Origin of the sequence: Olsenella intestinalis (genome assembly GCF_023276655.1) — a bacterium.
Taxonomy (GTDB): domain Bacteria; phylum Actinomycetota; class Coriobacteriia; order Coriobacteriales; family Atopobiaceae; genus Olsenella_J; species Olsenella_J intestinalis.
This window is the reverse complement of the sequence record NZ_JALGRK010000001.1, coordinates 397,550-411,553: the sequence shown is the minus strand read 5'-3', so window position 1 is coordinate 411,553 and position 14,004 is coordinate 397,550. Positions and strand designations below refer to the sequence as shown.

Genomic DNA, 14,004 nt, shown 5'->3' with positions numbered 1-14,004 from the left:
TTCTCGGCGTGAAAAAAGCGCGCCCCCGTGGGAGCGCGCCTTGGGCGATGCGATGCCGCGTGCGACTAGAACTTGACCTGCGGGGCCTGGCGCGCGGCGGCGTCGGTGACCTCGAAGCCCTGGCGCGTGCGGAACTTGGAGCCGGCGACGATGTTGCCGGGGAAGGTCTCGATCGCGTTGTTGTAGTCGAGGACGCAGTCGTTGAAGCTCTGGCGGGCGTAGCTGATCTTGTTCTCGGTGTCGGACAGCTCAGCCTGCAGCTCCTGGAAGTTGGTGTTCGCCTTGAGGTCGGGGTAGGACTCGGCGACGGCGAAGAGGGTCTTGAGCGTGCCGGAGAGCTGGTTGGACGCCTCCATCTTCTCCTCGGGGGTGCCCGCCTGGGTGACGGCGGCGCGGGCCTCGGTCACGGCCTGCAGGGTGCCGGACTCGTGCGCCGCGTAGCCCTTGACGGTCTCGACGAGGTTGGGGATGAGGTCGTTGCGGCGCTGCAGCTGGGCGTCGATGGTCTGCCAGGCGTTGTCGCAGCGGTTGTCGCGCGTGACGATGCCGTTGTAGATGGACACGAACCAGATGCCGATGACGACGACAACGGCGACGATCGCGATGATTACCGGAAGCATGGTTCCCCCTTGCGTGATCTGCGCCAGCGCGGCGGGCGCCAGCGAAAGCTGTTTCGGACCGTGCAAATCGATAGGAACAGTATACCCAGCCATGCAATCGTGTGCTATTCGATGCTGCGGCCGTGTTGCGGCCGGGACCACCGCCAGAAATAACGTCGAAACCAGTCAGTGCATTCGAGTGGGAATAGGACCGCTACAACTATCGCCGACTACGGCATCGACGACGTTGACGAGGGCATCCACTTTCTGTCCGCCCGGGGGAGGACTGGAAGCTCCACCCGTCGAGGTCGTAGACGGGCACTATTTCCTCGAGCGCATGACCAGGACATCTTCAACGCAGTCAAGGCGTGGGGCGAGATGCGCAAGAGGCTTGAGGCGGGCGAGATTCCCGAGCTCGAGAACATCACCTGGCGGGACGGCTATACGGCGAAGAGGTTTGTCGAATAGTCATTCTGTTTGGACTACCTCGACATTCTGAATTTGGGGTACCCCCCGTACACACCCTTGACGTAGTTTGCCAGCAAGTCGGAGTCATGACGTGCCTTGTCCTGCTTGCCGAGGCTGATGATTGCCGAGCCCTCCTTGGCGTCCTTCTGACAGATCCACATCTCGTCCCGGCGAAGGGTGTCCTGCTGCATCAGGGCGAGGTCGTGGGTCGTGAAGATGAGCTGGTGACGGCTCGCTTCGCCGCATGACTCGATGAAGCTCTTTACAAGATCGTTCGTCAGGGCGGTGTGGAAGCTCCTACTCATCTCGTCGATTATGTAGACCCGCTCGGCATCATCGGGAGAGGAGGGTTCTGCAGCAAGGTCGAAGAAGAGGGGAAGGAGCTCGATAAGACGCTGCGTGCCACTAGACTCGCTAGAGAGCTCGAAGGTCTCGAACTGCCCGTCGATTCGCTTGTGAAGAAGGCGCACCTTCTGGAACTGGAGGTCGACGCCTGGAGTCATCTCTGAGATGTAAATCTCAGGTCCGCTTGCTCCGGGGTTATCGATGCGTAGCTGGAAGGTGCCGGGATCTCTCAAGGGGGCGCCTCGGAGCAGTCCGTCGAGCACCTGCGGAGGGATGGGGATGGCGTCCCTGCTCACGGGTGTGAGGGAGAGCTCGTCGGCACCCGTGTTGTAGCGATAGAGCCTTTCATTGATGAACTCCTGGAAGTCTTTCCTGAGCAGCATGCCTGAGTATTGCTCGCCGTGAGCATTGATGCCCTCAATACGGAGGCACTTGTCGAACCAGTCGAAGGCTGGCCTGAACTCGTTGGCATTTTGGGCTACGGCATTGTAGAGGAAGAGTTGGTTGGGCCGTGTTCCTTGGGCGATGAAGTTGAAGCGTTCGTCCGTGTATCCCTTTCCGAAGGTTACGCCCGTGGCGTTGCGGTCGAAGATGACGTCATACGTGCGAGTCCTCCTGACAGAGAGCACCTCCCTCTCGACGAACGCTCCTGAGAGGGTGACATCGTAGCGATAGATGAGGTCGCTGCGCAGGAACTCGACAGTGAAGCGAGATGGTTTCCTGAAGAGGGCGGGGTCGAGGCGGTAGCCCTCGACAGGAATCACTTGGTCAACCTGGAGACCAAAGACAACAAGCCTCTTGAGGAGGCTGAGGGCCTCCATGATGGTTGTCTTGCCGGACGCGTTCGCGCCATAGACCGCTGCAACGGGCAGGACCTTGCGCGAGTTGTACATCGGCGGAAGCTTGGCGAGGGTGCCTGAGTCCTTGCGCTCCTTGGTGCTCATCATGGTGAAGAGCGTTTCGTTCTTAAATGACTTCCAGTTCTGGACCGTAAGCGAGACGAGCATGGTGACCTCCGAATGTTTAAAGGCGGGAGGATGAGTTTTGCTTGGATATCATCATCATCAGATGACAGAGTATCGCAAGTCGATATTTATTGGCAGCAATTTGGAGAAAAGTTCACAGAATCACAAACAGTGACCTTGACTCTGTCTGAATCTCTAGGTATGGTGTTCTACGGCTAATGCTCCTGCCGATAGGGATTGGAGGGTAACTGGTTGGGGCGCGTTAAAAAGAAAGATGGCCGCTTCCTGCTGGCACAGGAAGCGGCCTCGGCCATGGATCCGGCAGGGATCATTTCCGTAGGCCTATTCTATGCGGGAGGGCTTCCTCCCGCAAGGGTCGACCTGCTGGCTCCTGGGCCGAAGGACCCGATTCCCTCGCTGCGAGGGGAGAGAGGAGCCATCATGGCCCCACATATTCTTGAGCCGCCACCAGGGGGGCCTGGGGACGGCAGCGCCGGGATATCCCGGCGACGTAAGTCGATGTCAGGCGTCATTGACGATGGGTTCCATCCGGAGCTCGTAGAGGGTGCCGAGTTTGACGGTGCCCTAAAGATCCCTGTAGTTCCCGCGCCGAAGCGCATCATCGTCCCCACTGGTCTCGTGCCGTGGAGCAAGGTACCTTACGCGAAAGACCCGGGCGACTTCGGCTGTTTCTACGAGAAGGACCTGGAGTTCCGCGAGGTGCTTCTCGACATCGACGGCCAGAGGGAGGTTCTGGACTCGCGTCCTGGATGGATCACGCCTGACGCGTCGCTCTACAGGAACATGCCACCTGTTCTTCAGGCGGTGAACGTGTACATGAACCGCGCGGTGGGTTACCGCATGAGCCGCCTTGGTTACTACGTCGTCGTCAATGTCAGATGGGGCGACGAGAGCACGTACACTGATGCGGTCTTTCCTGAGCCTGTCGCCTTCCTTGGCGCTCCAAAGGATAGCATCGTCTCCATTGGCACCTACGGCTGCTCAAAGACCCGCAGGGACAAGTGTTATCTGCGCGAGGGTCTCGAGGCAATGCTCGACTATCTGACACCACAGGTTGTGCTCGTGTACGGTGCCATGCCTGGCTACGTGTTCGATGGCCTCAGGTCACGGACCGAGTTTGTGGGCTACCCCGATTGGACGAAACGCATGAGGGGGAGGGGGTAGCCATGGGCAGCGGAGACTACGGGCCTCGCTCCTATGACCCACCGCGTTCCTTCAAGCAGAACGAGGAGAGGCTCATCAATGAGTTCAAGGTGAACCGCAGGGGTCTCTTCGGCCATGTGGGGGAGAGCAAGAGGGTGCGCCAGATCGACAGCGCAGATCCTCTTGCGACAGCTGAGAGGTTCGCAGAGATTGCGGGCGACGGTGGGCGTATCATTCATGTATTCGCCAATGGCGGCTATGTCAAGGAACTCGCCGATGGCTCTTACGTGACGTTCCGTCCCACGTCGAGAAGCGTCAGCCCCGCCGTGGACCTGCGAATCGTGGACAGCGTCCACGTCGCCTCTCAAAAGATTCACTTTGAGGAGGAGAAGCGATGACTATCGACAAGTCACTCACGGTCGCAGAGATGTCCGATCTGCGCTCGCTGGTCGGGCAAACCATCATTGCGTTCGAGGCAAGCCCTCTTGGTCGCAATACCTACTACGAGAAGGTCAAGATCGAGGCAAGCGATGGGAGTATCGTAATCTCGAACTCGTTTGACATCACTGACGTCGGCTACGAGCGGGGGCGTGGTGAGGAGGAGGTCGGCACGATGCGCGTGAGCCATGGCGGTGGACCTCTTGTACTCAGCGATGTCGTTGCTGGACCTGAGAACGCCGTCGTCCCTGTCGGTTCGAGGGTTATCGGAGTCGAGGTGGCAAACGATACCATCGAGATGCGGCGAGATGGGGTGGTGACCAATTCCTTCAAGTTCACGCAGGCGGTCATCTTCCATCTGGAGGATTGTGACCTCGTCATCGACCGCAACATCTGGTTCGAGGTCTTCGTTGACGCGTTCCTGACTGCCGATGGACGGCGCTCCCTTCGCGATACTGGGGAGGACTGGAGCATTGGGGACGGTGAGGATGGCTACGATGGCGTGGTCATGAGGGAGTTTATTACTATCTAATAGCCATCGCTACCAGCGCAAACGTAGTTGGATGACGTCACGGGTGCGGGAACTGCGCCCGTGACGTCGCTTTGACGTCCGCAGGGGAGGATTGTCAGAACCACGGTGGAGACAGGGGATGCGATGGAGCGTCTCGAACCAACACAATCTGCCGCATCCACGTCTCTCTCTGATTGAGTGGGAATAATAGAAGCCCAGCAAAATACTCGATTCTCCCAGCGCTCTGGAGGTGGTTCCGGGGCGCTTGCGCTGAAGCAACCCGCCAGCAGCTTCGAACAAAAAAGAGCGAGCCGGTTTTGCCGGCCCGCTCGTCTCGTCCAGGTGGAGGGAGAGAGATTCGAACTCTCGGAACGTTATTCACGCTCGACGGTTTTCAAGACCGCTGCAATCAACCACTCTGCCATCCCTCCGTGAGGAGGATACGTGCCGTCGAGATGGAGATGGATGAAGCCTTGGCAGCATCGTCGGGCGACATGCCCCCCTCAACCCTGATTGCGTACTGTTTTGCGCGAGACCTCATCACCCGTCGTCGGTTCATGTAGTTAGAGTGGCCTCGAGTTTTCCTGATTGTTAGTAGTGGAATTTGTAGCATCGTCAGCCGCTCCCGAATGCTCGCTCGAAGCGAATAGCTCCTGTTGTAGAGCAGTTATACAGCCGTTCATTAAAATGATAATATACTGATAGAATTTGCCAGAAGGAGGTCGCCATGCAGATCATGCCAGTGTCGGAACTGCGCAACCACTACGCCGCGGTGGAGGAGGCCGTCGCCACGGGCGGTCCGGTCTTCCTCACCAAGAACGGGTACGGCTCAATGGTCGTGATGAACATGGAGCAGTACGAGAGCCTTACCGGCAACGTCGAGGCGATGCTCGACGCCGCTGACCGCCAGGCGGCGGCGACCACGATGCGCTACTCTCACGACGATGTGTTCGGCGGACTGAGGGAGGAGCTGCGGCGTGGCGAAGCAGTATAGGCTCCAGTACCTGCCGCTCTTCTGGGACGACCTCGAGCGGGCGGTGTTCTACGTTCGTGACGTGCTCAAGAACCCCGCTGCGGCGAAGCGCCTGCTCGACCGCACCGAGGCGGCGATACTCGAGCATGCGAAGACGCCAACCATGGCTCAAGTGTACAGGACGACGCGCACGCGGCCGCAACCCTACTACTGGTTCGCGGTTGGCAACTACATGGTTTTCTATGTGGTCTTCGAAGACGTCATGGAGGTCCGACGCTTCATATACGGCGCTCGTGACCTCACCAAGATGCTTCCCTGACGCTTCCCGCCGTGGCGGTTCCGGGGCGCTTGCGCTGAAGCAACCCGCCAGCAGCTTCGAACAAAAAAGAGCGGGTCGGCGCTGCCGACCCGCTCGGGCTCTCGGGCGGAGGGAGAGAGATTCGAACTCTCGGAACGTTATTCACGCTCGACGGTTTTCAAGACCGCTGCAATCAACCACTCTGCCATCCCTCCGTGAGTGCGTATATCCTAACGCATATGCCAGCCAAGCGAGTGGAAGAGGAGCCATGGCCGACACCTGCCCGGACGCCGAGGCGGACGAGAAGTACATGCGCGTCGCGCTTGAGGAGGCCGCCTTGGCCGCGAGCGAGGACGAGGTGCCCATCGGCGCCGTCGTGGTGTGCGACGGGCGCATCGTGGCGCGCGCCCACAACCGTCGCGAGCTGGACCGCGACCCGTCCGCGCACGCCGAGTTTCGCGCCATGCTCGACGCGGCGCGCGAGCTCGACCAGTGGCGCCTCTCGGGCTGCACGGTCTACGTGACGCTCGAGCCCTGCCTCATGTGCGCCGGGCTCATGGTCAACGCCCGCGTCGACCGCTGCGTGTTCGGGGCGGCAGACCCCAAGGGCGGGGCGCTCGGGACCCTCTTCGACGTCAGCCACGACCCGCGCCTCAACCACGAGTTCGAGGTCACGTCCGGCGTGCTTGAGGACGAGTGCGCCGACGTCCTCAGGCGCTTCTTCAGGGCCAAGCGGGCCGCGCGAAAGGGCCGGCCGGCGCAGAGCGCCTAACAGCAGGAATACGTCGTTTGACCACAACAATTCATCCCGCATGGGTTACATTAGTCTGAACGAAATTCAGGCTGGTCGGTCGCCGTGGTGCGGAGGGGTGCGAATGAAGAAGTGGTTTGATGCCGAGGACGTCCTGGCGGCGCGCGAGCGCATAGCCGGCCACATTCGCCAGACCCCGCTCGAGGAGTCCATCTACCTGAGCGACGACGACCACAAGTACTTCTTCAAGCTCGAGAGCCAGCAGCTCGGCAAGAGCTTCAAGATCCGCGGCGCCCTCAACACGATCTCGCAGCTCTCCGAGTTCGAGATGCAGAACGGCGTCGGCACGGTCTCCACCGGAAACCACGGCGTCGCCGTCGCCATGGCCGCGCACGCCCTCGGCATCCGCGACTGCGCGGTGGTCGTGCCCATGGGCACGCCGCAGGCCAAGACCGACCGCATCCGCTACTACGGCGCGCGCAGCATGAACCTGGGCGCCGACTACGACGAGGCCCTCACCCTCGGCATCAACTACATCGACTGCGCGGGCATGTTCTACCTCGACCCCTTCGAGCACGACCCCCGCGTCTACGCCGGCCAGGGCACGATCGGCCTCGAGGTGATGGAGCAGCTGCCCGAATGCGACACGATCGTCGTGCCCATCGGCGGCGGCGGCCTCGTGACCGGCATCGCGGTCGCGGCCAAGTCCGTCAACCCCGACGTGCGCATCGTGGGCGTGCAGACCGCGGCCTGCCCCGCCATGGTCGCCTCGCTTCGCGACCACACCTGCTACAGCCGCTACCCGACCAAGGGCGAGACCGTCTGCGAGGCGGTCGTCGGCGGCGTCGGCGAGATTGCCGTCGACATGCTGCCCGACCTCATCGACGACATCATCGTCGTCTCCGAGGAGAGCATCCGCTCGGCCTTCAAGTTCATGATCGAGCGCGAGCAGCTCTCGGTCGAGGCCGGCAGCGCCATGGTCGTCGCGGCCGTGCGCGACTTCCCCGAGCAGGTGGGCGGCAGCAACGTCGCGCTCGTGATCAGCGGCGGCAACCTCGACCGCAACCTCCTCTGCGACATCCTGACCTCCGACGAGGAGTAGCCTCGCGGCAGGCACGCGGAAGCTGTTCAAGACGGCGGCCGAGAAGAGCGATCGCTCTTCTCGGCCGCTTTTTCATGGTGCGAGGTGTTGCCGCGGGTGCGGGTGGCGCAGGCGCGGGCTAGATCACCTGGAAGATGAAGAAGTCCAGGTAGTGGGTTTCGGGCACGCCCCAGAGGATGGGGTGGTCGGGGGCCTGCTGGCGCTCCTCGACCTGGCGGAGCTGGACGTTCGCGTCGTGGGCGGCCTCGGCGATGGCGCGGGCCAGCAGGTCGCGCGTCATGAAGTGGCTGCAGCTGCAGGTCGCGAGGTAGCCGCCGCGGGGCAGCAGGCGCAGGGCGTCGCGGTTGATTTCCTTGTAGCCGCGACTGGCGTTGCGCACGGTCTGGCGGCTCTTGGTGAAGGCCGGCGGGTCGAGCACGATGAAGTCGAAGGGGCCGCCCTCGTCGTGCAGGCGCTGGCGGTCGCGGGAGAGCTCGGGGAGGTAGTCGAGGACGTTCGCGCAGGTGAAGCCCATGCGCGGCGTGCCGTCGGGCGCGGCGTCGAGGGCGTTGGCGCGGGCGTTTTCGCGCGCGAGGTCGATGGCCGTCTGGCTCACGTCGACGCAGCGCACGAAGTCGGCGCCGCCGGCCGCGGCGTTCAGGCCGAAGGGTCCGACGTGGCAGAAGCAGTCGAGCACGCGACGACCCGCGGCGAGGTCGCGGACCGCGCGGCGGTTGTACTTCTGGTCGAGGAAGAAGCCGGTCTTCTGGCTGTTCTCGATGTCGAGGTCGAAGAGGATGCCGTTCTCGCGCACGACGACGCGGGGGTCGGCGCCGTGGCTCTTCTCGACCTGCGCGAGGGCGTCGGCGCCGGCCGGCGCGTGGTCGGCTATCCAGGCGCGGGCGGCGGGGTCGATGGCGCCTGGCGCGGAGAAGTCGTAGAAGCCCTTCTCGAGGGGGAGGCCGTCCTTGGCGCGGGCGGGGGAGTCGTTGCGCTCGTAGATCGCGCGGACGGCCTGGCCGTCGGCGGCGAGGATCGCGAGGAGGAGCGGGTAGACGGTCGGGCGCAGGCGCTGCATGCCGACGGTGCCGACCTGGGCGACGAGCACGTCCTCGTAGCGGTCGACGATGAGGCCGCCGAAGGCGTCGGCCTCGGAGAAGAGCAGGCGGCAGCAGTTGGTGTCGGGCTCGCAGCCGGGCAGGGCGCGCGTGCCCATGCAGGCCTTGCGGTGCGCCCAGGCCCACTCGAGCTTGCGGGCCCAGAAGGCCGCGTCGAAGCGGTCGTTGGCGTTGCGGCTGATGACGCGGACGCGAATCTTGCTCTTCTCGGAGATGAGGCCCGTGCCCTGGTAGGTGCCGTTCTCCTCGAGGACGTCGACGACGTCGCCGTTTGCGGGCATGCGGCCGCCCTCGGGCGCGGGCTCGACGGAGCGGACCTCGCCCTCGAAGACCCAGGGGTGGCCGCCCTTGAGGGCGCGCGCCGCCTTCTTGCTGACGACGACCTGCGGATAGGGGCGAAGCTGCTTCATGTGTGTCTCCCGCGGCGCAGGGCGCCGGATCGTGCTGGTAGTGCCTGATGGGTGCGACGGCGTCGCGCGCCGCTAGTAGTGCCTGCCGTAGCGCCCGCCGCTGATGCCGCGGCCGCGCGAGCGCGAGCCGCTGAAGAGGCTGCGCGTGGGCTTGGTCGTGGAGCGCGTCGGGTTGGGCACGATGCGGCCGGAGTCGTAGTCGAAGCCCTCGAGGTCCCAGACGGGGACGAGCTTCTTGGTGAAGTACTCGATCTCGCGCAGGGGGCTGATCTCGTCGGGGGCGACGAAGGTGTAGGCGTGGCCGGTCTGGCCGGCGCGGCCCGTGCGGCCGATGCGGTGGACGTAGTCCTCGGGGTCCATGGGGACGTCGAAGTTGATGACGGCGTCGATGCCGGAGACGTCAATGCCGCGGCTCATGACGTCGGTCGCCACGAGGACCTGGACCTTGCCGTCGCGGAACTTCTCGAGCGCGCGCTCGCGGGCCTTCTGCGGGCGGTCGGCGTGCATGACGTCGACGGCGATGCCGGCGCCCTTGAGGTAGCGGTCGAGGTCGTCCACGCGGTGCTTGGTGCGGCAGAAGACCAGGACGCGCTCGCCCTTCTCGCCCGCGGCGCCGCCACCGCGCAGCAGCTCCTCGAGAAGCTGCGTCTTCTGGCCCTGGGTGACGGGGCAGAGGTGCTCCTCGACGGTGTCGGCCGTCTCGCCCACGCGGGCGATCTCGACCGAGACCGGGTCGTGGAGCATGGCGTCGACGGTGCCCTTAATCGAGGGCGGGATGGTCGCCGAGAAGAGCAGGGTCTGGCGCTCGCGGGGAAGCTCGGAGACGATGCGGCGGACGCTGGGCCAGAAGCCCATGTCGAGCATGCGGTCGGCCTCGTCGAGGACGAAGACCTTGACGTGCTCGAGGGTCACATGGCCGTGCTCCATGAGGTCGAGCAGGCGGCCGGGCGTGGCGACGAGCAGGTCGCAGCCGTCCTCGAGCTCGCGGATCTGGCGCTCGAGCTTGGTGCCGCCCATGACGACGACGGCCTTCTGGTTGGTCTTCTCGCAGACGGCGGAGACGACGTCCTCGATCTGCTGGGCGAGCTCGCGCGTGGGCGTGACCACGAGCGCGAACGGGCCGAACGGGTTCGCGTTGGGGTTGGGCTTGAGCTCCTCGGCGCGATGTCCGCCGTTGCGGGAGCGACCGCCACGGCCGCGACCGCGACCGCCGCGACCACCGTGACCGCCGCGGGAGCCTCGGCCGGAGCCGGACCTGCCGGAGGGCTTGGGGGCGGAGCCGGAGCGCTCGCCGGAGCCGTCGGCTGCGGGAGCCTTCTTGTGGCGGCGACGCCTGCGGCGCTTGGGGCGGGACGCCCCGTCGCCGGCGTCCTGGGAGACCGAGGCGCTGCCGTCGTCTGCGAGGTCCGCGAGGACGTCGGGGCCGCCTGCAGCCTCGTCGGTCGGCTCGGCATCGGCCTCGGCGCCCGTTGCGGCCTCGGCCTCACGCCGCGCGCTCTTCTCGGCCTGCTCGATGCGGGCTGCGCGGGACTCCTCCTCGATGATCTGGAGGATGGGCAGCGCGAAGGCCGCGGTCTTGCCCGTGCCGGTCTGCGCGGACGCGATCACGTCGCGCCCGGCGAGGACGTGTGGGATGGCCTGCGCCTGGACGGGGGTCGGCGTGGTGAAACCGAGGGCGCGGACGCCCTCGAGGATGTGCTCGTTTAGCCCGAGCTCGGCAAATGTCATATCCATGTGCTCCAGTATGGCCTAACGTGGGGATTTGCAAAACGTCCGCAGCTAATGATAGCCGTCTCTCCATAATGTGGGTATCCGGTCGGCGGGCGTCGCGCCTTGCAGCTCAGGCCGTGCGCGACCCCGCGACCCCAGCGGCCATCCGCGCGCCGGCGCGCCCCGCGGTCGCGGGGTCTCGGGCCATTGCGTGTACAATGGTTCACCCAGCGAGTTCATCGCGGCAGCCGCCTGAGGCCGCCGCTTGCGAGCGGCGCGTCGCGCCGAGAGGGGGAGGGGCATGCGGGTCATGCGCGCCATCAAGCGAATGCGGTAGCGCCGCACCGCCGCGTCTGTCGGTGTGGCAAAGGCCCTGCGTCCCGACGCCGGCCCATCAGGCGCACCCCCGCTCACGTTCGATTTGGAGTCACCATGCCCATCAACATCCCCGACGGCCTGCCAGCCAAGAAGGTCCTGCGACAGGAGCGCATCTTCGCGCTCGAGGAGGAGGTCGCGACCCAGCAGCAGATCCGCCCGCTGAACCTCGCCATCCTCAACCTCATGCCCACCAAGATCGAGACCGAGACCCAGATCCTGCGCCTCATCTCCAAGTCGCCGCTCCAGGTCAACTGCGACTTCATGCGCGTCTCGAGCCACGAGTCGACCCACGTCTCGGCCGACCACCTCGTCAAGTTCTACGAGACCTTCGACACCCTCAAGGCCAACAACTACGACGGCCTCATCATCACCGGCGCGCCCGTCGAGCACCTCGCCTTCGCCGACGTCGACTACTGGGACGAGTTCTGTCGCATCGTCGACTGGAGCCAGGAGCACGTCTTCTCGACCATGTACCTGTGCTGGGGCGCGCTGGCCGGCCTCTACCACCTCTACGGCATCCCCAAGCGCCAGCTCGGCGCCAAGCTCTTCGGCGTCTTCCCGCAGCGCCTCTGCGACGAGTACAACTTCCTCACGAACGGCTTCGACGAGGTCCACAACATGCCGCACTCGCGCCACGCCGCGATCGACACCACCGAGCTCGCCAAGCACCCGGAGCTCCACGTCCTCTCCGAGGGCTTCAACTCCGGCCCCGCCCTCATCGCCACGCGCGACTTCCACGAGATCTACGTCACCGGGCACTTCGAGTACGGCCGCGACACCCTCGCCGACGAGTACTGGCGCGACTTCAAGCGCGGCCTGCCGATCCGCGTGCCCGAGAACTACTTCCCCGACGACGACCCCGAGCGCCAGCCGCTCTTCACCTGGCGCGCCCACGCCAACCTGCTCTACCGCAACTGGCTCAACTGGGTCTACCAGATGACGCCCTACGAGCTCGACCAGATACCGCAGACCATCTCGAGCCTGCGCGCCGACTCCGACGGGCGCGTCGACAAGTTCGAGGCCTAGCCGAGAAGAGCCTACCCGCCGCCGCGACGTTTGGAGGGACCCAGCGTGACCATCGTCGACATGCTCAGGCACAACGCAGCCGCCTACCCCACCGAGATCGCCCTCGTCGAGGACAACCCCGAGGTGCGCGAGAGGCGCCACGTCACCTGGCGCGAGTACGACCTCGTCGAGGACACCGCCGACGAGGCCTACCGCCGCGAGATCTCCTGGGTCGTCTTCGACGAGCAGGCCAACCGCTTCGCCAACCTCCTGCTCTCGCGCGGCGTCCACAAGGGCGACAAGGTCGCCATCCTGCTCTACAACAGCATCGCGTGGCTGCCGCTCTACTTCGGCGCGCTCAAGACCGGCGCCACGGTCGTGCCCCTCAACTTCCGCTACTCCTCAGAGGAGATCGAGTACTGCCTCGACAAGTCCGACGCCAACATCCTCGTCTTCGGCCCCGAGTTCATCGGTCGCGTCGAGGCCATCGTCGGCCGCGTCCGGAAGGGCCGCCTGCTCTTCTACGTCGGCGACGACTGCCCCACCTGGGCCGAGAGCTACCGCGAGCTCGCCATGCTCTGCTCGAGCGCCGACCCCCAGATCCCGCTCTCCGAGCACGACGACGCCGCGATCTACTACAGCTCCGGCACCACCGGCTTCCCCAAGGCCATCCTGCACGACCACGAGAGCCTCACCCAGGCCGCCGAGATGGAGGCCAAACACCACCTGACGACCCACGATGACGTCTTCCTCTGCATCCCGCCGCTCTACCACACCGGCGCGATGATGCACTGGCTCGGCTCGCTCTTCGTCGGCGGCCGCGGCGTGCTGCTGCGCGGCGTCAGCCCCAAGACCATCCTCTCCACGGTCTCGAGCGAGGGCTGCACCATCGTGTGGCTGCTCGTCCCCTGGGCGCAGGACATCCTCACCGCAATCGAGCGCGGCGACGTCTCCCTCGCCGACTACGAGCTCGACCAGTGGCGCCTCATGCACATCGGCGCCCAGCCCGTGCCCAAGAGCCTCGTCCGCCGCTGGCGCGAGACCTTCCCCAACCACGACTACGACACCAACTACGGCCTCTCCGAGTCCACGGGCCCCGGCTGCGTGCACCTCGGCATCGAGAACGTCGACCACGTCGGCGCGATCGGCGTCCCCGGCTATCGCTGGGAGTGCAAGATCGTGGACGAGAAGGGCGACCCCGCCGCCCCCGGCGAGGTAGGGGAGCTCTGCGTCAAGGGCCCGGGCCTCATGACCTGCTACTACAAGGACCCCGAGGCCACGGCCGAGACCCTCGTTGACGGCTGGCTCCACACCGGCGACATGGCCCGCCAGGACGACGAGGGCTTCTACTGGCTCGTCGACCGCAAGAAGGACGTCATCATCAGCGGCGGCGAGAACCTCTACCCGGTGCAGATCGAGGACTTCATCTCCGGCCTCGACGCCGTCCAGGACGTCGCCGTGATTGGCCTGCCCGACGAGCGCCTCGGCGAGATCGCGGCCGCCATCGTCGAGCTCAAGCCCGGCCACGAGTCCACCACGGAGGCCGACGTCATGGACTTCTGCCTCGGCCTGCCGCGCTACAAGCGCCCCCGCAAGGTCATCTTCGCCGACGTCCCGCGCAACCCCACCGGCAAGATCGAGAAGCCGCTCCTGCGCGAGCGCTATGGCGCCACGGCCCTCGTCGACAGGGAGAACCGCTCCTAGCCGCGCACGCCCGCGCCACCACTCTGCCGCGCCACCGCCCCGCCACGCAAAACGGCCGCCCCCGAACCCGTCGGAGGCGGCCGCTC

General features: G+C 65.0%; 13 protein-coding genes and 2 tRNA genes. 9 read left to right on the top strand and 6 right to left on the bottom strand.

Going from position 1 to position 14,004, the window contains the following annotated elements; all coding sequences use genetic code 11:
* Nucleotides 1-65: 65 nt before the first annotated feature.
* Nucleotides 66-620 carry a LemA family protein gene (locus M5D76_RS01680; RefSeq protein WP_248921663.1) on the bottom strand — a complete coding sequence of 185 codons (555 nt, stop codon included), beginning with the start codon at nucleotides 618-620 and terminating at the stop codon, nucleotides 66-68.
* Between the two features lie 461 nt (nucleotides 621-1,081).
* The gene (locus M5D76_RS01675; protein WP_248921662.1) at nucleotides 1,082-2,419 is read right to left on the bottom strand and encodes an AAA family ATPase; all 1,338 of its coding nucleotides are present in this window, start codon (nucleotides 2,417-2,419) and stop codon (nucleotides 1,082-1,084) included.
* A 399-nt stretch (nucleotides 2,420-2,818) separates the two neighbouring features.
* Here M5D76_RS01675 and M5D76_RS01670 point away from each other — a divergent pair, with 399 nt between their 5' ends.
* Genes M5D76_RS01670 through M5D76_RS01660 form a run of 3 tightly spaced genes read left to right on the top strand, consistent with a single transcriptional unit; the run spans nucleotide 2,819 to nucleotide 4,511 of the window.
* On the top strand, nucleotides 2,819-3,562 hold the full coding sequence (locus M5D76_RS01670) for a DUF4417 domain-containing protein (protein WP_248921661.1): 744 nt from the start codon (nucleotides 2,819-2,821) through the stop codon (nucleotides 3,560-3,562).
* A gap of 2 nt (nucleotides 3,563-3,564) precedes the next feature.
* Nucleotides 3,565-3,939 carry a hypothetical protein gene (locus tag M5D76_RS01665; protein ID WP_248921660.1) on the top strand — a complete coding sequence of 125 codons (375 nt, stop codon included), beginning with the start codon at nucleotides 3,565-3,567 and terminating at the stop codon, nucleotides 3,937-3,939.
* Nucleotides 3,936-4,511, top strand: a complete 576-nt coding sequence (locus M5D76_RS01660; RefSeq protein ID WP_248921659.1) for a hypothetical protein — start codon at nucleotides 3,936-3,938, stop codon at nucleotides 4,509-4,511. The genes M5D76_RS01665 and M5D76_RS01660 overlap by 4 nt, the downstream gene beginning before the upstream one ends.
* Before the next feature lie 322 nt (nucleotides 4,512-4,833).
* Here M5D76_RS01660 and M5D76_RS01655 read toward each other — a convergent pair.
* Nucleotides 4,834-4,921, bottom strand: a tRNA-Ser gene (locus M5D76_RS01655).
* A gap of 296 nt (nucleotides 4,922-5,217) precedes the next feature.
* Between M5D76_RS01655 and M5D76_RS01650 the strand changes: the two genes are divergently transcribed.
* Together M5D76_RS01650 and M5D76_RS01645 are read left to right on the top strand one after the other, a co-directional pair.
* Entirely contained in the window at nucleotides 5,218-5,484 is a 267-nt protein-coding gene (locus M5D76_RS01650) for a type II toxin-antitoxin system Phd/YefM family antitoxin (protein ID WP_248921658.1), read from the top strand.
* Nucleotides 5,468-5,782: a type II toxin-antitoxin system RelE/ParE family toxin gene (locus M5D76_RS01645; RefSeq protein ID WP_248921657.1), complete on the top strand. Its 315-nt coding sequence runs from the start codon at nucleotides 5,468-5,470 to the stop codon at nucleotides 5,780-5,782. The genes M5D76_RS01650 and M5D76_RS01645 overlap by 17 nt, the downstream gene beginning before the upstream one ends.
* 106 nt (nucleotides 5,783-5,888) lie before the next feature.
* Here M5D76_RS01645 and M5D76_RS01640 read toward each other — a convergent pair.
* Nucleotides 5,889-5,976 (bottom strand) — tRNA-Ser (locus tag M5D76_RS01640).
* A gap of 53 nt (nucleotides 5,977-6,029) precedes the next feature.
* On the opposite strand from M5D76_RS01640, the gene tadA reads away from it, so the two are divergent.
* The gene (tadA, locus tag M5D76_RS01635; RefSeq protein WP_248921656.1) at nucleotides 6,030-6,533 is read left to right on the top strand and encodes a tRNA adenosine(34) deaminase TadA; all 504 of its coding nucleotides are present in this window, start codon (nucleotides 6,030-6,032) and stop codon (nucleotides 6,531-6,533) included.
* 103 nt (nucleotides 6,534-6,636) lie between these two features.
* On the top strand, nucleotides 6,637-7,614 hold the full coding sequence (locus M5D76_RS01630) for a threonine ammonia-lyase (protein WP_248921655.1): 978 nt from the start codon (nucleotides 6,637-6,639) through the stop codon (nucleotides 7,612-7,614).
* A gap of 118 nt (nucleotides 7,615-7,732) precedes the next feature.
* Here the strand turns inward: M5D76_RS01630 and M5D76_RS01625 are convergent, their stop codons facing one another.
* Both M5D76_RS01625 and M5D76_RS01620 read right to left on the bottom strand, forming a co-directional pair.
* Entirely contained in the window at nucleotides 7,733-9,121 is a 1,389-nt protein-coding gene (locus M5D76_RS01625) for a class I SAM-dependent rRNA methyltransferase (RefSeq protein WP_248921654.1), read from the bottom strand.
* A gap of 72 nt (nucleotides 9,122-9,193) precedes the next feature.
* Entirely contained in the window at nucleotides 9,194-10,855 is a 1,662-nt protein-coding gene (locus M5D76_RS01620) for a DEAD/DEAH box helicase (protein WP_248921653.1), read from the bottom strand.
* Nucleotides 10,856-11,263: 408 nt separating this feature from the next.
* Here M5D76_RS01620 and M5D76_RS01615 point away from each other — a divergent pair, with 408 nt between their 5' ends.
* Nucleotides 11,264-12,235: a homoserine O-succinyltransferase gene (locus tag M5D76_RS01615; RefSeq protein WP_248921652.1), complete on the top strand. Its 972-nt coding sequence runs from the start codon at nucleotides 11,264-11,266 to the stop codon at nucleotides 12,233-12,235.
* Between the two features lie 45 nt (nucleotides 12,236-12,280).
* A complete protein-coding gene (locus tag M5D76_RS01610; protein WP_248921651.1) occupies nucleotides 12,281-13,918 on the top strand; it encodes a class I adenylate-forming enzyme family protein in 1,638 nt (545 codons plus the stop codon).
* The last annotated feature ends 86 nt before the right edge of the window (nucleotides 13,919-14,004 follow it).